The 16,875-nt window shown below is 67.0% G+C and carries 19 protein-coding genes; 16 read left to right on the forward strand and 3 right to left on the reverse strand.

Annotation, left to right across the window (positions count from 1 at the left end):
• Positions 1-10 precede the first annotated feature (10 nt).
• The 3 genes from AAYO93_RS00590 to AAYO93_RS00600 are packed head-to-tail and all read left to right on the forward strand — an operon-like array spanning position 11 to position 2,269.
• Positions 11-661, forward strand: coding sequence for an HAD family hydrolase (locus AAYO93_RS00590; RefSeq protein ID WP_345763091.1), 651 nt, complete (start codon positions 11-13; stop codon positions 659-661).
• A 26-nt stretch (positions 662-687) separates the two neighbouring features.
• The gene (locus AAYO93_RS00595; RefSeq protein WP_345763092.1) at positions 688-1,410 is read left to right on the forward strand and encodes a histidine phosphatase family protein; all 723 of its coding nucleotides are present in this window, start codon (positions 688-690) and stop codon (positions 1,408-1,410) included.
• Positions 1,340-2,269, forward strand: a complete 930-nt coding sequence (locus AAYO93_RS00600; protein WP_434056658.1) for an ADP-dependent NAD(P)H-hydrate dehydratase — start codon at positions 1,340-1,342, stop codon at positions 2,267-2,269. Before AAYO93_RS00595 ends, AAYO93_RS00600 begins: the two co-directional genes overlap by 71 nt.
• Positions 2,270-2,315: 46 nt before the next feature.
• Here the strand turns inward: AAYO93_RS00600 and AAYO93_RS00605 are convergent, their stop codons facing one another.
• Both AAYO93_RS00605 and AAYO93_RS00610 read right to left on the reverse strand, forming a co-directional pair.
• Positions 2,316-2,621, reverse strand: coding sequence for an ATP-dependent DNA ligase (locus AAYO93_RS00605; RefSeq protein ID WP_345763093.1), 306 nt, complete (start codon positions 2,619-2,621; stop codon positions 2,316-2,318).
• Between the two features lie 16 nt (positions 2,622-2,637).
• Positions 2,638-2,955 carry a MerR family transcriptional regulator gene (locus AAYO93_RS00610; RefSeq protein ID WP_345763094.1) on the reverse strand — a complete coding sequence of 106 codons (318 nt, stop codon included), beginning with the start codon at positions 2,953-2,955 and terminating at the stop codon, positions 2,638-2,640.
• A gap of 52 nt (positions 2,956-3,007) precedes the next feature.
• On the opposite strand from AAYO93_RS00610, the gene AAYO93_RS00615 reads away from it, so the two are divergent.
• From AAYO93_RS00615 to AAYO93_RS00675, 13 genes are all read left to right on the forward strand, one after another.
• Positions 3,008-3,475: a hypothetical protein gene (locus AAYO93_RS00615; protein WP_345763095.1), complete on the forward strand. Its 468-nt coding sequence runs from the start codon at positions 3,008-3,010 to the stop codon at positions 3,473-3,475.
• A 228-nt stretch (positions 3,476-3,703) separates the two neighbouring features.
• Positions 3,704-4,435, forward strand: coding sequence for a hypothetical protein (locus AAYO93_RS00620; protein WP_345763096.1), 732 nt, complete (start codon positions 3,704-3,706; stop codon positions 4,433-4,435).
• Positions 4,432-4,848 (forward strand): phage holin family protein, encoded by a 417-nt coding sequence (locus AAYO93_RS00625; RefSeq protein ID WP_345763097.1) that lies wholly within the window; start codon positions 4,432-4,434, stop codon positions 4,846-4,848. Before AAYO93_RS00620 ends, AAYO93_RS00625 begins: the two co-directional genes overlap by 4 nt.
• On the forward strand, positions 4,845-5,414 hold the full coding sequence (locus AAYO93_RS00630; protein WP_345763098.1) for a DUF3618 domain-containing protein: 570 nt from the start codon (positions 4,845-4,847) through the stop codon (positions 5,412-5,414). Before AAYO93_RS00625 ends, AAYO93_RS00630 begins: the two co-directional genes overlap by 4 nt.
• 145 nt (positions 5,415-5,559) lie before the next feature.
• A complete protein-coding gene (locus AAYO93_RS00635) occupies positions 5,560-6,120 on the forward strand; it encodes a Dps family protein (protein ID WP_434056659.1) in 561 nt (186 codons plus the stop codon).
• A complete protein-coding gene (locus tag AAYO93_RS00640; RefSeq protein ID WP_345763099.1) occupies positions 6,078-7,133 on the forward strand; it encodes an acyl-CoA dehydrogenase family protein in 1,056 nt (351 codons plus the stop codon). Before AAYO93_RS00635 ends, AAYO93_RS00640 begins: the two co-directional genes overlap by 43 nt.
• Positions 7,127-8,386, forward strand: a complete 1,260-nt coding sequence (locus AAYO93_RS00645) for a PIG-L family deacetylase (RefSeq protein ID WP_345763100.1) — start codon at positions 7,127-7,129, stop codon at positions 8,384-8,386. The genes AAYO93_RS00640 and AAYO93_RS00645 overlap by 7 nt, the downstream gene beginning before the upstream one ends.
• Positions 8,383-9,084 (forward strand): glycosyltransferase, encoded by a 702-nt coding sequence (locus AAYO93_RS00650; protein WP_345763101.1) that lies wholly within the window; start codon positions 8,383-8,385, stop codon positions 9,082-9,084. The genes AAYO93_RS00645 and AAYO93_RS00650 overlap by 4 nt, the downstream gene beginning before the upstream one ends.
• Positions 9,085-9,347: 263 nt before the next feature.
• On the forward strand, positions 9,348-10,679 hold the full coding sequence (locus tag AAYO93_RS00655) for a glycoside hydrolase family 5 protein (protein WP_345763102.1): 1,332 nt from the start codon (positions 9,348-9,350) through the stop codon (positions 10,677-10,679).
• Between the two features lie 88 nt (positions 10,680-10,767).
• The gene (locus AAYO93_RS00660; protein WP_345763103.1) at positions 10,768-11,787 is read left to right on the forward strand and encodes a zinc-binding dehydrogenase; all 1,020 of its coding nucleotides are present in this window, start codon (positions 10,768-10,770) and stop codon (positions 11,785-11,787) included.
• 27 nt (positions 11,788-11,814) lie between these two features.
• A complete protein-coding gene (locus AAYO93_RS00665) occupies positions 11,815-13,524 on the forward strand; it encodes an IlvD/Edd family dehydratase (protein WP_345763104.1) in 1,710 nt (569 codons plus the stop codon).
• Positions 13,521-14,429: a fumarylacetoacetate hydrolase family protein gene (locus tag AAYO93_RS00670; protein WP_345763105.1), complete on the forward strand. Its 909-nt coding sequence runs from the start codon at positions 13,521-13,523 to the stop codon at positions 14,427-14,429. The genes AAYO93_RS00665 and AAYO93_RS00670 overlap by 4 nt, the downstream gene beginning before the upstream one ends.
• On the forward strand, positions 14,422-15,876 hold the full coding sequence (locus AAYO93_RS00675) for an aldehyde dehydrogenase (NADP(+)) (RefSeq protein ID WP_345763106.1): 1,455 nt from the start codon (positions 14,422-14,424) through the stop codon (positions 15,874-15,876). The genes AAYO93_RS00670 and AAYO93_RS00675 overlap by 8 nt, the downstream gene beginning before the upstream one ends.
• A gap of 72 nt (positions 15,877-15,948) precedes the next feature.
• Here the strand turns inward: AAYO93_RS00675 and AAYO93_RS00680 are convergent, their stop codons facing one another.
• A complete protein-coding gene (locus AAYO93_RS00680; RefSeq protein WP_345763107.1) occupies positions 15,949-16,716 on the reverse strand; it encodes an SDR family NAD(P)-dependent oxidoreductase in 768 nt (255 codons plus the stop codon).
• Between the last annotated feature and the right edge of the window lie 159 nt (positions 16,717-16,875).

Below are 16,875 nucleotides of genomic sequence, written 5' to 3' on the forward strand. Positions count from 1 at the left end.
GGTATGGGGGATGAGCGTTTCAGCGGTCCTATTCGACGTCGACGGCACAGTCGTCGACTCCAACTTTCTGCATGTCGACGCCTGGCAGCGGGCGTTCGCCGACCTGGGGGAACAGGTGGATGGGTGGCGCATCCATCGCGCGATCGGCCAGGACTCGTCGCGACTGCTGCACTCGCTCGTGGGTGAACGAGACGACGACTGGGTCGCGCGGGCCAAGGAACTCCACTCGACCTACTACCGTGAGCTCGCGCCGCGGTTGCGAGCGTTCGACCACGCGGCCGATTTGCTGCGGGTGCTGAGCGATCGCGGTGCGCGTGTGGTGCTGGCCACGTCCGCTCCGGATGATGAACTCGAGATTCTGTTGCGGGTTCTGGATGCAGGCGATGCCGTCTATGCGACCACGTCTGCCACGGATGTCGACGAGGCCAAACCCGACCCGGGCATCCTGAAGGTCGCGCTGGATCGCGCGGGGGCGGGGCCGGCCGACGCCGTCATGATCGGCGATTCGACCTGGGACATCGAAGCGGCGGCCCGGGCGCACGTGCGCTCGATCGGGGTGCTGTCCGGTGGAACCGGCGCGGCCGAACTGCTCGAATGCGGCGCGAGCCAGGTGGTCGAGGATCCGGCCGCACTGCTCGGGCAGGTCGACGAGTTGTTCTGAATCGGCGTCGGCGTACACTTCCCGCCATGACAGCGGGAAAGCTCCTCCTCATCCGTCACGGCGAAAGCACGGCGAACGTCGCTGCTACGGCGGCCGAGCTCGCAGGCGAGGAGACGATCGCCGTCGGTTCGAGGGATGCGGATGTTCCTCTCTCCGCGCTCGGCGATCAGCAGGCGGCCGCGCTTGCGCTTCGGTTGGAGGCTGAATTCGACGACAAACGTGCGACCCCCGCACTGGTCTGGGCTTCGCCGTACTTGCGCGCGATCCGCACGGCGCAGCTCGCGCTCGGCAGCATCCCCTTCGTCATCGACGAGCGGTTGCGCGACCGCGAGCTCGGCATCATCGACGCCCTGACCGCCCGCGGAGTCGAAGCTCGGCTGCCCGATGAAGCTGCGCGTCGCCGGTGGCTCGGAAAGTTCTACTATCGTCCGCCGGGGGGTGAGGCCTGGACAGATGTCGCATTTCGCCTGCGATCGTTCGTGCGTGACCTGGACAGCGCGGATGACCGGCCGGTTGTGCTTTTCACGCACGACGCCGTGGTGAGTCTGTTCCTCTATGTACTACTGGGTTGGACGGAGCAACAGCTCGACGAGTTCTTGCTGACCAGCGTTGTCGGCAACGCTTCGGTGACGACGCTTGTTCGTGACGATGCAAGGTGGCGTGTCGAGGCATTCTCCGATGACTCTCATCTGGCTCGTGCCGGACTTCCGGCGACCGCGCACCCAGGGGCGGCGCGTGTCACCGAGTAGGCAGGTCACCGAGGTCGACGCGATGCTGCTGCGAGAGTGGCCGCTTCCCGCGCCCGGCGGCTCCAAGCGATCGCGAGGCGAGGTGGTCGTTGTCGGCGGCGCGGCGCGGTCGCCGGGCGCTGCGATACTCGCCGGTCGGGCCTCTCTTCGTGTCGGCGCCGGCCGCCTCACCCTAGCTCTTGGTGCCTCGTCGGCGGCCGCCGCAGCCGTCGCGTTTCCCGAATCCGGCGTGGTAGCGCTCGGCGAGACGGTGTCGGGCGCCATTCGTGGCAAGTCGATTGTGACCGTGCATGACGACCTGGACGCGGCGAACGCAGTGCTCGTGGGTCCGGGCCTCGACGATATCGCGGAGACGGTTCGGATGCTGCGGACCCTTCGCCCGTACGTCGGCGGTGCGACGACTGTGGTGCTCGACGCTTACGCGCTCGCTGCTCTCGCCAAGTGGCGTGGGCGCTTCAACGTCGCCAGGCTCATCCTGACCCCCAACCCCGCGGAGGCAGAAGTCCTTCTCGGCCGCTCGCCCGGTGGACTCGACGAGGCCGTGGCGGCGATCGCCGACCGCTACCGGGCGGTCGTGTCATGTCAGGGGTGGGTGGCCGACCCCACGGGAAGGCTTCTCCGGATCCGCACGGGTGGTCCGGGCCTCGGGACGTCGGGGAGTGGAGATGCTCTGGCGGGGGCGATCACCGGTCTCGCGGCCCGCGGTTGCGAACCACTGCAGGCGACAGCGTGGGGAACTTACCTGCACATGGCTGCCGGCGAGTCACTCTCGCACGAGGTCGCGACGCTCGGCTTCCTCGCCAGCGAGATCGTCGACCGGCTCCCACACGAACTCGCGAGTATCGAAATGGACCTGTAACAAGCGGCGGTTCGCCGTCGCTCGCCGAAGAGTTCGGACCCACTGGTCAGGCGATCGCTGCTTCTTCGGGAAGGAGGTGAAGTCCGCGGGCGCTGTTGGAGCTCTGGGTGAGCTGTTCCAACCAGTTTCGGTTGACCGGTGCGCTCGCGGTGCCGTCGTAGCGGAACACGAGGGGGATCCCGGGGTCGATCCAGATGGCGCAGCGTCTCTCGGTGTCCGTGTCGGTTTCGTTCCAGCTGAAGAAGAATCCTTCCTGGCGCCGGAGTTTCAATCCCATCGCGATCTGCAGGTGGGAGAGAGTGCGGTCGTCGAGGGTGATTTCTTGGCCGGTTCCGTAGGTCAGCGTGCCCATGAGTCGTTCTCCTCTGTCATCCTGAGGTTTCGTCGCCGTCAGCCTTTTCAGCTGTCGTGGAGTCGCCCATCGCGCGGCGCAGGGAGGCGTTTTCGACCTCGAGGTCGAGAACTTTGCCGATTCCGGCGAGGTTGACGCCGTCGTCCTGGAGGTCAGCGACGCGACGCATCCGCTCGATGTCGTCGGCGCTGTACCGCCGGGTACCTCCCTCGGTTCGCGCGGGCCGCAGAAGTCCTTTGCGCTCGTAGAGGCGCAGCGTCGCGGGCGGCAGGCCAAGCAACTCGGCGGCCACCGCCATGCTGTAGAGCGGAAGATCGTCGGGCGTCTTTTCCATGCTTCAAGTTTGCAGCGCCCCAGCGTGATGTCAAGAAGAAGGTGCAGAAAATATGAATCAACCGATCCAGTTTATCTGCAAAGAGATCGCGCGGTATCAGTGCCGGCTACGACACGGCGTGCTCAGCGGATGGCCGCCCGAGCCGATCTGTCAACCGGTAGACGGCGCGGGCGAGACGGTGTTAGGAAGGGGTATGAAGCGGATCTACTACGCGGGTGCGTCAATTCTTACCGGGGAACGAATTGCCGAGTCGGTTCTCCGGTACGCGGAGGCGCTCGCAAAGGCAGGATCAGCCGACGAGATCGCAGTCCCGTCGATTGCCGAGGATGGGAAGCGCGAAGAGGCGATGCTTCTGGTCGGACCCGCCAGCCAGCTTCTTGCCGAGGATGAGCCTTCCCGCTCCGATCTCGAGGATCCTTCGTTCGTGGCCGAGCTGGACAGGAAGACCAGTGCATTGGGCGTTTCGCAGGCCCAGCCGGTTGAGTCGGAAAGCGATCAGATCGACTACGACATGCTCTGACTTCTCGGAGGCGGCGGCACCGCGTTTTCCACGAGCTGCACCCTCACGAAGCTGGTCAGCGTTCTCCAGCCGGCACGTCCGGCTCGAGTGAGCCCGGGCCCAGCGGTTGCGGATACGCGCGCACCGGTACCCCTGAATTGCGCTCGGGGGAATCCCTATTCTTCGCGGGCGTCGGCGCGAACACTGTGCCCCAACCTCATATCCGCACACCGAGGAAGGGCGTTCACCATGACGGACATCAATCAGCCGACAGGCTTCACCGAGCCAGGGGGCTTCAATCAGACGACACCGATGACGACCGGCACCGGCACCGACACCGACACGTCGGAGGGGATCGCCGGCGTCGCTCGCGAGCAGGCCGCACACGTGGCGGAGGCCGCGCAGGAGTCGGGCCAGCACGTCGTCGACACGGCCAAAGACGAGGCGGCGAACGTCGCCCGCGAGGCGAAGTACCAGCTGACCGACCTCTACGAGCAGGCGCAGGATGAGGTGAAAGACCAGGCGGCGGTCCAGCAGGAGCGCGTCGCGGCACGCCTGCGCGACGTCAGCGACCAATTCAGCCAGATGGCCCGCAATTCGTCGACCGGTGGTATGGCGACGGACCTCGTGCACGAGGCGGCCGCGAGGACCGGCGAGATCGCATCCTGGCTCGACCAGCGCGACCCGGGGGCGCTTTTGGATGAAGTGCGTTCGTTCGCTCGCCGCCGCCCGGGTACGTTCATCGCCGTCGCAGCGTTGGCCGGCGTGCTGGCAGGGCGACTCACGCGCTCGGTCGCGAGCGGCGCATCCGAATCGTCGACCGAGACGGACAGGCAGGACAGGAAGCAGACACGGCCGCCGATCAAACGTCCACCGCGGGCGCACATCGTACCGGCGATGGATGAGTACCCCGCGTCCGGCGCGAGCGAATCACCACGCGCCACCGGAACCTCGGACATCGCCGGGACGGAGTGGCCGTGAGCGACATCCCGACTCCATCGGAGCAGAAAGCGGAGACCACCTCGCTCGGCGATCTCCTGACCGAGGTCTCGCGGGACATCTCGACGCTGATGCGGCAGGAGGTCGAACTCGCGAAGGCCGAAATCCGGGAGAGCGCTGTCCGTGCCGGAAAGGGCGCGGGCCTGATGGGCGGCGCCGGGTATGCGGCGCTCATGGCTGTCTTCTTCTTGTCGGTCGCCCTGTGGTGGGCGCTCGGCTACCTGATCGGCAACGCCTGGTCGGCGGTGATCGTTGCGGTGATCTGGGCGATCATCGCGCTGGCCCTGTACTTCGCCGGTCGCAGCAGCATCAAGTCGATCCGGGGCGCCCCGCAGACCGTGGACACCATCAAAGAGATCCCAGACACTCTGAAACGAAATGAGGAGAACCGATGACGAACAACCCAGATGCGATTCGCGCGGACATCGAAGAAACTCGCCGCGAACTCGGCAGCGATGTCGACGCACTGGCCGACAAGGTCAGCCCGTCGAAGATGGCGCAGCGCCAGACCCGAAAGCTGCGTTCCGCGCTCGGCTCGGTCAAGGACACTGTGATGGGTGCGACGGACGATGCGAAAGACGCGGCGGCTTCGGCCGGCGACAGCATCGCGGACGCCGGGCACACGGCGGTGGCCAAGGCACAGGGCAACCCGCTGGCGGTCGGATTGATCGCGTTCGGGGTGGGTTGGCTCGCCGCCTCGCTCATCCCTGCCTCCGAGAAGGAGAAGGAGCTGGCATCCACGGTCAAAGAAGCCGCCCAGCCGTTGGTGCAGGACGTCGCGGCTGTCGCGAAGGATGTGGCTGAGAACCTGCGCGAGCCGGCCCAGGATGCGGTGGATGCGGTCAAGGACACGGCGACGGATGCGGTCCATTCCGTCAGGGCGGAAGCCTCGATGGCCGTCGACGACGTCAAGGACCAGGCCGCCGAAGCGAAGCACGTCGTGCAAGAGGGCAACGGCTAGGGCACGCTCATGCCGGACGGGTTCCGGATGACCGGGGAGAGTGCGGAGCTCCCGGCTCACGCCGTTTTCCCGCGGCTGTCAACCCGTTCATCCGAGCCCGATGTCGGCCTACAGTTCCGAGCACCGACCAACTAGGAGGAACATCGTGGCGACAACGCAGGCGAAGACGACGAAGAAGGCACCGCTGCAGTCCAAGAGCACGACCGTGGGCAACCGGCCGACCCGGCGCGAGAACGCCGAACACGGGTTCATCGCGTCGGCCGAGCTCGCACGCAACCTCCAGCAGGTCCACGTCGACCTGATCGAGCTGCACCTCCAGGGCAAGCAGGCCCACTGGAATGTGGTCGGCAAGAACTTCCGCGACCTGCACCTGCAGCTTGATGAGATCGTCGAGTCTGCGCGTGAGTTCAGCGACGAGATCGCAGAACGGCTTCGCGCCCTTCACGCGACGGCCGACGGTCGTAGCGAAACAGTGGCGCACACGACGAGCCTGCGCCCCTTCCCGAACGGCGAAGTGGATACGGCGGAGACGGTCGACCTGATCACGGAACGGATCGAGGCCGCCGTAGCGACCATCCGAGACGTCCACGACCAGGTCGACGAGGAAGACCCGACGTCCGCGGACCTGTTGCACCAGATCATCGCCACGCTGGAGCAGTACGCGTGGATGGTGAGCGCAGAGAACCGCAAACCGGCCACGAAGTGAGTGCGGCGGCCGAGCGCTACCGTGAAGCGGCGGTCGCCTGCGCGGGGCAGGCGGCACCGCTTCTCGACGTGCTCCGGACCGAGGATGCGGTCTTCGCGCCCCTTCCCGGCTCGCGGGTGGGAGCGACCGCCGAACGTCACCGCATCCTCTCGTGCGCGGCCGCGATCGACATCACTGCGGCCCGCGTGCTCGAGCCGCATCTCGATGCGCTCGCGATCCTCGCGGAGGCCGGGCAGGAGCAGACCGGCAGCGGACACACCTGGGGTGTCTTCGCCGCCGAGGCCCGGGACGTCGCCCTGAACGCTCGACAGGTTGGTTCGTCCTGGGTCCTCGAGGGCGTCAAGCCCTGGTGCTCGCTCGGCGCACGGTTGACGGATGCGCTGGTCACCGCACGCGACGGGGCGGGTGAGCGCAGGCTGTTCCGCGTCGATCTCACCCAGGACTCGGTCGCCGCCGAGCCCACCAGCTGGGCGTCGCGTGGACTGGCCGACGTGGAGAGCGGTCCTCTGCGGTTCGATGCTGCGGAGGCGGTCCCGGTTGGCGAGCCGGGCTGGTATCTGTCACGCCCGGGCTTCCGCTGGGGTGCCATCGGGGTCGCGGCTGCCTGGTGGGGCGGATGCGTCCCTCTCTTTCAGGCGCTTCTCGCGCGTGCGCGCACCGAGTCCGCCAACCCACTGCTCGTCGCGCGGGTCGGCGGCCTGTTCCGGCTGCTCGACGCTGCCGGTCTGCTTCTCGAACGGGCCGCCGAGTCGATCGACGCCTGGACTCCGGCCGGTCGTGTCGACGCCGATCAGGCCGCCGTTCTCGCACATTCCGTTCGGGGCGCGGCTGCCGACGCCGCGGTCGAAACGTTGTCGACGGCGCACGACCTGCTCGGTCCGGCAGTGTTCGGGTTCGACGAGTCGCTGGCCCGCCGTGCGGTCGACCTGCAGATGTACATCTCGCAGTACCATCGCGGTCCCGACGACGTTTCATTGGTGTCGCATCTTCCCGGGTCGGGCCGCTGGTGGTGACGTTCGACGCGCGCGTCGCGGTAACGCGTCCAGACGAGTGGGAGGGCCGCGTCGAGTGGGGCGGCATTCCCCAGATCGACTCCGAAAAGTTCGGCGATGTCGACCAGCTCGTCGTGTTCTCGGCGCACGCCGACGACGAAACGCTCGGCGCCGGAGGGCTCCTCACACGCGTCGCCTGCGAGGGCGTCCCCGTTCGGATCGTCGTCGCCACGGGCGGTGCGGATCGTGCCCGCGAGCTCGACACCGCTCTGTTCGAGCTCGGCGTGCCTGCCGAGGTCGAACTGCTCGGCCTGACCGATGGCGGGTTGAAACACGAGATCGAGCTGCTCCGTAACGAGATCGACCGGGCGCTGGAGCAGCGCGGCGCGCACTGTCTGATCCTCGCGCCCTGGCCGGGCGACCGCCACGGCGACCACCGCACGCTCGGCAGAGAGGTCAGTGACGCGGCCCGGCGTGCCGACGCGAGACTGCTGTTCTATCCCCTCTGGCTGTGGCAGTGGGGCACACCTGACGATGTTCCCTGGCCGCGGCTGGTCGACGTCGCGCTGACGGCGAGCGAACGCGACGCCAAGGCGACGGCGATCGGATGCTTCACCAGCCAGTTGACGTCACCGACCAACCCGGACGGCGTGCTCACACCCGAATTCGTGCAGCACGTCGCTACGCGGGCCGAGGTGCTCATCCGCCCCGAATGGGCTGTGCAGGATGCGCATTTCGAGAAGCTGCACCAGCGTGACGACGACCCCTGGTCTGTGCGCACGCGCTGGTACGAGCGTCGCAAGCGCGAACTGATGGTCGCAGCGCTTCCGCGCGAACGCTACCAGCGTGCGCTGGAGCTGGGATGCTCGGTCGGCGAGACGACAGCCTCTCTGGCCAGGCGGTGCGACGAGGTGGTCGCGGTCGACCACGCAGCTGCGGCGGTCGCGTCGGCGTCACGCCGCCTCGCGGACGCGACTCGGGTCACGGTGGCGAGGATGCGCATCCCGGACGACTGGCCCGACGGAACATTCGACCTCATCGTTGTCTCCGAGATCGGCTATTACCTGGCCGAAGACCAGTGGGCGCTGACCATCGAGCGCTGCCTTCGTGCACTTCGGCCCGGCGGCGAGGTCGTTCTGTGTCATTGGCTCGGTCGTTCGGACGACTTCGCCCAGACCGGGATCGATGCGCACGACACATTTCGCCGTCGGTCCGGACTCGCCGTGGTCGTCGAGCATCGAGAGCCCGAGTTCATCCTGGAAGTCTTCGCATGACGGCCGAAGTCGAGCGGGTCGTCGTGGTCATCCCCGCGAGGAATGAAGAGGAAACCCTGGCCGCATGCCTCACCTCCGTGCAGCGCGCGAGTGACCATATCCAGATTGCCGTGACCGTGGTGCTCGTCCTCGATTCGTGCACCGACCGCTCGGCGGAGATCGCTGCGTCGTTCGCGGACGTGGTCGTGCTCGCGGGAGAGTTTTCAAATGTCGGGCTGGCCAGAGCATCAGGGTTCTCGGCTGCGCTGGCGTCCTGCACTGAGGATCCGAAGGCGGTATGGCTCGCCAGCACGGATGCCGACAGTGTGGTCCCCTCCCGTTGGCTGGCCGAGCACCTGCGGGCGGCGGGGGAAGGTGCCGACGTCTACGTCGGGGCGGTGGTGCCAGTACTGCACGACCTTGACGCCGAACGTCGCCGTGCCTGGCTGCACACACATCCACCCGGTGCCACTCTCGGCCATGTGCACGGTGCGAACCTGGGGATGCGCGGCTCCGCCTATCGCGCGGCAGGCGGCTTCATGGGCTTGGCGATCGGCGAGGACGTCGAACTGGTCGCCCGGATGCGCGGCCTCGGGGTGCGGTTCGCCGAATCGGAAGCGCATCCGGTCGTCACGTCGAGTCGCTTGGCGGGTCGAGCCCGAGGTGGCTATGCAAACTACCTCACGGGGCTCACGCCGTCGCTTGCCTCCTCAAACTAGCCGCAACCCGACCTGCGAGCGAGAATGAACGCTTCGACCGCCATGGGTTTTGTGACCAGCTTGACACTCTGAGGCGGGTTCCTTAGCCTTGGAACACGACGAAACTAGTCGTAAATCGAGAGAAATGTTTCGCGACAGTGAGGTCAGGCAACATGGTCGAAGAGCGTCCGCCACGATTCGTCAGTACTCAGGGATCCCAGTTTCTCGATGGCTGGGGCCGTCCCATCCGTTTCACCGGTGTGTGCGTCGGTGGATGGCTCAACATGGAAAACTTCATCACAGGCTACGCGGCGAATGAGACACTGATGCGAGGCAAGGTGGCCGCCGTGATCGGCACCGACCGCGCGGACCGCTTCTTCGAACGGTTGCTGACCGCGTTCTACGGGGAGGCGGATGCCTCCTTCCTCGGGTCATGCGGCATGACGGTCATCCGCATTCCGGTGAACTACCGGCACTTCGAATCGGATGCAGACCCGTTCACCATCCTTCCCACCGCTTTCGATCATCTCGACCGCGCCATCGAGCTTTCCGGGCGGTACGGTATCTACTCGATCATCGACCTGCATGCTCTTCCGGGCAGCCAGAACCACCACTGGCACTCCGACAACTCGACCCACGAACCCCACCTGTGGCAGCATCCGCATTTCCAGGATCGGGTCGAGAACATCTGGAAGGCGATCGCCGAGCATTACCGGGACAACACGTGGGTCGCGGGATACAACCTGATGAACGAGCCGGCCGACGAGTCGCGCGCCGTAGTCGGGCCTCTCTACCGGCGACTGTTCGAGGCTGTCCGAGCCATAGATCCGGACCATACGATCTACCTCGACGGGAACACCTATTCCACCGAGTTCGACATGTTCGACGCTGAGCCGTGGCCCAACACGGTGTATGCGTTGCACGATTACGTTGCAGCAGGGCTGGGCCGTGGCGGCGACTATCCGGGATACACCGACGGAACCTACATCGACAAGGACTACGCGAGGGAGAAGTTCTTGCAACGCTCCGAATACGCACGACGCACCGGGACGCCGATCTTCGTCGGCGAGTTCGCGCCGATCTACACCGGCGACGAGCGCACCGACGCTATGCGCAGGCAGATCCTCGCCGACCAGCTGGAGCTGTACCGCGAGTTCGACGTCAGCTGGACCAGCTGGATGTACAAGGACCTCGGGCGTCAGGGGCTCGTGAACGTTTCAGCGGATTCCCAATACCGTCTGCGCTTCGACGACTTCGTGGCCAAGAAGAATCGACTCGCCGCGGACCAGTGGGGAAGTGACCGCCTCGGCGGGGACGGGGTCCGTGAGGTCAGCCAGGCCGTGCAAGACCTGGCCGCACGCGAGTTCCCGAACTGGACGCCGTACCCGTGGGGCCGGTTCGACACCGTCGCGACCCTGCTCAACAACCTGCTCTTCGCCCAGCCGCTTGCCGATGAATACGCCGAGCTGTTCCGCGGCCTGACCGACCAGCAACTGGACGCGCTGGCCGATTCGTTCTCATTCGAGCAGTGTGTGGTGCGTGAGAGCCTGCGCGATCAGCTGGTGGCCGGTCAGGATCTGCAGGCAGTTCCCGCGGCGACCGCCAGGCAGTCGTGACCTCGTGCGGGCTGTAGTTCTCCGCGCACCGGGTACGCCGCCGCGGATAGAGGAGGTCGAGCTCTCGTCGCCTCACCAAGGCGAGCTAGTGGTGAGAATCGAGGCGGCGGGAGTCTGTCACAGCGACTACCACTACATGACCGGAGACCTGACAGGACCTCTGCCGCTGGTGCTCGGGCACGAAGGGGCAGGCATCGTCGAGGAGGTCGGCGACGGAGCATCCGGCCGAATCCGGGTCGGCGACAGGGTCGCCCTGCTGTGGAGACCGCGCTGCGGACAGTGCGCCGCCTGCATTTCAGGCAACCCCGTTCTCTGCGAACGAGGACCCGTGCAAGCCCAATCGGGCGGACTGCCTGACGGCACATCCCGGCTGTCGTTTCCTGGCGGGGGCGAACTGCACCACCTGATGGGGGTCTCCTGCTTCGCGGAGCGCGTGGTCGTGAACGAGAACGCGGCGGTGCGTGTGCCGGACGGCGTGCCATCGGAGGTGGCGGCGATCTCGGCGTGCGCTGTCATCACGGGCGTCGGTGCCGTGTTCCACGAGGTGCACGACGCCGAGGGGCGACCACTGCTCGTCTTCGGCGCCGGCGGCGTAGGCCTGTCAAGCGTGATGGGTGCGGCGCTCGTCGGGGCGTATCCCGTGATCGTCGTGGACGTCGACGACGCGAAACTCGAACGTGCACGCGAGCTGGGCGCGACGCACACGGTCAACGCCCGCACCGAGGACGTGGTCGAGCGCGTGCTCGCGATCACAGGAGGTGCGGGCGTCCCCTGGGCGATCGAGGCCATCGGGCGCGCACAGACCCTCGAGCAGGCGATCACGTGCGTCGCACCCGGTGGAACACTCGTGGCCGTGGGGCTCGGCGCCGCCGCGGCGAGTTTTCAGGTTCCCCTGAACCAGCTGGTTCAGCGGCAGAAGCGTATCGTGGGTTCGCTCTACGGGTCGAGCAATCCACAACTGGACCTTCCGAGGATATTCTCGCTGTATCTAGCGGGGAAGCTTCCGATCGATCGCCTCATCGGGGACCGCCTTCCGCTGACGGAATTCACCGAGGCGTACCGGCGGCTGGCCGCCGGAGGAGTCGGTCGTGGCATTCTCGTGCCGTAGGGCACTCAATCGAAGGAGACTGAACGCATGGTCCGATCACAGGGATGGTACGGCGGTGAAGGACGCGACTCGTACATCCATCGTGCGTGGATGCGCAGGGGTGTGCCCGATCACGCGTTCGATGGGCGTCCGCAGATCGCGATCGCGAACACTGCGAGCGACCTGACACCGTGCAACATGCACCTCAATGAGGTCGCCGACTACGTCAAGCAGGGCGTGTGGGAGGCGGGAGGCGTTCCGGTGAACCTGCCCGTCGTCTCGTTGGGGGAGACCCTGGTGAAGCCGACGGCCATGCTCTGGCGCAGCATGGCGGCGATGGCGATCGAAGAGATGTTGCGCGCCAACCCGATCGACGCGGTCGTACTGCTCGGAGGCTGCGACAAAACGATCCCGGCCCTCCTGATGGGCGCAGCATCCGTCGACCTCCCCGCCGTCGTGCTTCCGGGTGGTCCCATGCTCAACGGGCACTTCCGCGGAGAACGTATGGGCTGCGGCACCGGCGTGTGGCAGCTGTCGGAGGAAGTGCGCGCCGGCAATCTGGCCGCCGCCGAGTTCGAGGCGACCGACAAGAAGATGATCCGGAGCAAGGGTCACTGCAACACGATGGGCACTGCGTCGACGATGGGCCTGATGGCCGAGGCACTCGGCATGACGATTCCCGGTGTTGCCGGAACACCGGCCGCCGACAGCCGACTGCTCGAAGCGGCCCACGCCTCCGGGAGGCTCGCCGTCGAGCTCGCCATCGAGGATCGCCGGATCTCGCAGGTCATCACGAAAGAGTCTTTCCACAACGCGATCGTCGCGCTCGCGGGCATCGGCGGCTCGACCAACGCCGTCGTCCACCTGCTCGCCATCGCCGGACGGCTCGGAATAGACCTCACCCTTGATGACTTCGACCGCATCGGCGCCTCGGTGCCGCTTCTGGTCAACCTGCAGCCCGCCGGTCGGTACCTGATGGAGGATCTGTTCCGCGCGGGCGGGTTCCTCGCCGTCCTGGACGAGCTCACCGATCTGCTCGACACCTCCGCGCAGACCGTGACCGGACGGCCTCTGACCGACTACCTGGGCGGCAACACGGTATGGGATCGCGATGTGATCTCGTTGCGCGCCGACCCGTTGCAGGACGACGCGGGGATCGTGGTGCTCCGCGGCAACCTGGCGCCGCGCGGCGCGATCATCAAGCCGGCGGCCGCCACACCAGAACTCCTCGTGCACACGGGTCGCGCGGTGGTCTTCGACTCGATCGAAGACGCACACGCACGCCTGGACGACCCGGACCTCGACGTCGACGCCGACTCGGTGCTGATCCTGCGCGGATGCGGTCCGAAGGGGTACCCGGGGATGCCGGAGGTGGGCAACCTTCCGCTGCCGCAGAAGCTGCTGAAGCAGGGCGTCCGGGATGTGGTGCGCATCAGCGACGGTCGCATGTCCGGAACGGCATATGGCACCGTCGTCCTGCACGTCGCCCCGGAGGCCGCGGCGGGCGGCCCTCTTGCGCTGGTGCAGGATGGCGATCTCATCACCCTGGATGTGCCCGGGCGGCGCCTGGAAGTCCAGATCGACGAGGCAGAACTCGCGAGGCGCACGGCCTCGCGGCGACAGGTCGACGCGTTCGCGAGCGCGGACCGTGGCTGGCAGAAGCTTTACATCGAACACGTACAAGGAGCCGACACCGGCGCCGACCTCGACTTTCTCGTCGGGTCGAGCGGATCGGAAGTCACGAGGGAATCGCATTGACGACGACACACAACACATCTGTGAGGCCGGAGGTCGCACTGGCCCGCGTGGAAGCCAACGGGCGGACCCAGTGGGCGGTGCGCCGGGGCGACGAGTATTCGCCGCTCGGCATGACCCTGTCGGAGCTGCTGCGGCTCCCGCCCGCCGACGCCAGGCGGACGGTCGAGGAGGCGACGGGGGGTGGGCTTCGACCGGCCACCGTTCTGTCTCCGGTCGACCCGGGGCAGGAGGTATGGGCTGCCGGGGTGACTTATCTTCGCAGCCGTGACGGTCGTATCGAGGAGTCGACGGACGGCACCCCGTACGACCGCGTGTACGAGGCCGAGCGTCCGGAACTCTTCTTCAAGTCGACAGGCGCGCGCGTGATCGGGCCGGGTGGACAGGTCGGCGTCCGCGCCGATTCCGCCTGGAACGTGCCCGAGCCCGAGCTCGGCATCGTGCTCGACTCCGGTGGCGGCCTGTTCGGCTACGTGCCCGGCAACGACGTCTCCAGCCGTTCGATCGAGGGGGAGAACCTGCTCTACCTCCCGCAGGCCAAGGTCTACACCGCGGCATGCGCCCTCGGCCCGGAGGTGGTGCCCGCGTGGCTTGCCCGCGCCCCGTTCGCCATCTCGCTCGAGGTCCGGCGTGATGGCGAACTGAGGTTCGGCGGCACTGCCTCGACGGAACAGCTGGCGCGCCGCCTCGACGACCTCGCGAACTGGCTTTACAGCTGTCTCGACTTTCCGGACGGCGTGATCATGCTGACCGGTACCGGGATCGTGCCGGAAGCGGACTTCACGCTGCTTGCCGGCGACGAGGTCGCGGTGGACATTGCCGGTGTCGGCCGCCTCGAGAACGGTGTCGACCTTGTCGGCAGGGATATTCTCGCGGGCGCGGACCGCAAGGGAGGCCAGGATGAGTGAGGTGACCCGGATGGCCCTGTCGGTCGACACGGCGATGGCGGATGCTGCGACAGCGGCACCGCTGCTGGCTGCGTCCGAACCGGGCGACCGTGCCGGCTGGCTGCGTGCCATTGCCGACAGGCTCGATGGCGACGCGGAGGCGCTGATCGCGCTAGCCGCGCGCGAGACGCACCTGACGGAGCCGCGCCTGCGCGGCGAGCTCGTACGCACGACGTTCCAGCTCCGACTGTTCGCCGAGGTGGTCGAGGAGGGCCGCTACCTCGGCGCGATCATCGACCATGCGGACCCGGATTGGCCGATGGGAGCCCGACCTGACTTGCGTCGGATGCTCCGGCCACTCGGACCGGCAGCGGTCTACGCGGCGAGCAATTTCCCATTCGCATTCTCGGTGGCCGGCGGCGACACGGCCGCTGCCATCGCGGCCGGCGCGCCGGTCGTGGTCAAGGCGCATTCCGCGCATCCCGAGCTCAGTCGCGCCGTGGCCGCACACGTGGATTCCGCACTCGCACTGTCGGGAGCGCCTCGCGGGGCGTTCGCACTGGTGGAGGGACGCGAGGCGGGCCGCGAGCTGGTGCTGGACGCGCGGCTCACGGTCGCCACGTTCACCGGGTCGCTCTCGGGCGGACGGGCGCTCTACGACCTGGCATCCGCACGCCCTGAACCGATTCCGTTCTACGGCGAGCTCGGCAGCGTCAACCCCGTCTTCGTGACCCACGCCGCGGCCTCGGCTCGCCCCGAAGAGATCGCTCGGGGATTCGCCGCGTCGATGACGCTGGGAGTCGGGCAGTTCTGCACCAAGCCTGGTGTCTTGTTCGTGCCAGAAGACTCAGCGATGACCCCGTTGGTCGTTGAGGCGGTTCGTGCGTCCGTGGGAGGTCCGATGCTCTCCGGCGCGATTCGCGACGGGTATTACGCGAGCCTCGACCCGCTCGCCGATCGCGAAGGCGTCGAACTACTGGCCGGTTCGTCGGCCCGCAGCGACCAGCCGACTCCGACGGTGTACGGCACAGACGTGACGACGTTTCTCGCGCATCCCGAGGAGTTGCTGGAGGAGCATTTCGGTCCGGCGGCGCTGATCGTGCGGTACCGAGCGGAGGGTGATCTTCTCGACGCTGCGCGCAGCCTGCGCGGCCAGCTCACCGCGACGGTGCAGGGAGAAGACGGGGACCGGATCGGCGAACTCGTCGAATTGCTGGCGGTCAAGGCCGGGCGTGTGCTCTGGAACGGCTGGCCGACCGGCGTCTCCGTGACGTACGCCCAGCAGCACGGCGGCCCGTTCCCCGCGACGACCGCGCCGCATTTCACCTCGGTGGGGACCACCTCGATCGGGCGCTTCCTTCGGCCCGTGGCCTATCAGGACACCCCGGATGCGCTGCTCCCGCCGGCGCTCCGTGACGCGAACCCGTGGGGCGTGCCCCGCCTCGTCGACGGCAGGCAGACCGAGTAACTGGATCAGACCGCGAATACAGGCAGATCGTTGGCGATGGTGACGCCAGTCAATCCGTGACCCGTTCCGCCCTCACTGCCATCCCCCGTCCACGACCCAGGTCTGAGCGGTTGCGAGACGGGAGTCGTCGGCCGCCAGCCACAGCATCAGCCGGGCCACATCGGCCGGGTACAGGAGTTCTGGCACGCACTGAGCCGCGAGGATCTTCTCCTGCTCGGCCTCACCGACCCAGCTGCTCAGCTGCCTGGGTGTCATGATCCACCCGGGAATGATGCAGTTCACCCGGATGCTGTCCGGCCCGAGCTCGCGGGCGAGGGTTCGGGTCAGCCCCTCGATGCCCGCTTTCGCCGCAATGTAGACCGGCAATTCGACGAGGTCGATGTGTGCGCTTATCGAGCCGAGGTTGATGATCGAGCCGCCGCCCGCCGCCTTCATCGTCGGCCAGACGGCCTGAGCGGCGAAGAAGTGGTGCCGCATGTTCACGGCGATCCCCTCGTCCCAGCGGTCGGCGTCGATGTCGGCGACCGCCCGGCGGGTGTCGTTCGCGGCGTTGTTCACCAGCACGGTGAGTGGGCCGAGAGCGTCGCAGGCGCGGGCGATGGATTGCTGCAGTGCGGGGATGTCACGCACGTCGACCGTCTGGAAGTACGGTTCAGGATCGCCCCGCTGGGCAATGGTCGCAGTCAGTTCTTTCCCGGTAGCTTCATCGATGTCGACGAAGGCGACTCGGGCGCCCTGGGCGGCCAGCTGCGAGACGAACTCGGCTCCGAGTCCGGTCGCGCCTCCGCTGACGTACGCGTTCCGTCCGGCCAGGGATGGATAGGCGGCGAACTCAGACATCGTCACCGCCGCGCTGAGCAGTCGGGAGCAGGTCGGCGGTGGTCGTCATCGATACCCTTTTGATGTACGTTTCTCAAGCAGAGAGAAAACTATCTGGCAATCCACACTATGAGGTGGCACGCGCTCCGTCAACCGGCCACTGCCACGGATACGATGAGG

The organism is Diaminobutyricibacter sp. McL0608 (assembly GCF_039613825.1).
Classification (GTDB): Bacteria; Actinomycetota; Actinomycetes; order Actinomycetales; family Microbacteriaceae; genus Diaminobutyricibacter.

Coding starts and splice junctions, on each gene's coding strand:
- AAYO93_RS00665 (WP_345763104.1), top strand. CDS start 11,815: ATGGTCCGATCACAGGGATGGTACGGCGGTGAAGGACGCGACTCGTAC.
- AAYO93_RS00600 (WP_434056658.1), top strand. CDS start 1,340: ATGACTCTCATCTGGCTCGTGCCGGACTTCCGGCGACCGCGCACCCAG.
- AAYO93_RS00615 (WP_345763095.1), top strand. CDS start 3,008: ATGAATCAACCGATCCAGTTTATCTGCAAAGAGATCGCGCGGTATCAG.
- AAYO93_RS00655 (WP_345763102.1), top strand. CDS start 9,348: ATGGAAAACTTCATCACAGGCTACGCGGCGAATGAGACACTGATGCGA.
- AAYO93_RS00630 (WP_345763098.1), top strand. CDS start 4,845: ATGACGAACAACCCAGATGCGATTCGCGCGGACATCGAAGAAACTCGC.
- AAYO93_RS00650 (WP_345763101.1), top strand. CDS start 8,383: ATGACGGCCGAAGTCGAGCGGGTCGTCGTGGTCATCCCCGCGAGGAAT.
- AAYO93_RS00620 (WP_345763096.1), top strand. CDS start 3,704: ATGACGGACATCAATCAGCCGACAGGCTTCACCGAGCCAGGGGGCTTC.
- AAYO93_RS00605 (WP_345763093.1), bottom strand. CDS start 2,621: ATGGGCACGCTGACCTACGGAACCGGCCAAGAAATCACCCTCGACGAC.
- AAYO93_RS00590 (WP_345763091.1), top strand. CDS start 11: ATGAGCGTTTCAGCGGTCCTATTCGACGTCGACGGCACAGTCGTCGAC.
- AAYO93_RS00595 (WP_345763092.1), top strand. CDS start 688: ATGACAGCGGGAAAGCTCCTCCTCATCCGTCACGGCGAAAGCACGGCG.
- AAYO93_RS00680 (WP_345763107.1), bottom strand. CDS start 16,716: ATGTCTGAGTTCGCCGCCTATCCATCCCTGGCCGGACGGAACGCGTAC.
- AAYO93_RS00610 (WP_345763094.1), bottom strand. CDS start 2,955: ATGGAAAAGACGCCCGACGATCTTCCGCTCTACAGCATGGCGGTGGCC.
- AAYO93_RS00675 (WP_345763106.1), top strand. CDS start 14,422: ATGAGTGAGGTGACCCGGATGGCCCTGTCGGTCGACACGGCGATGGCG.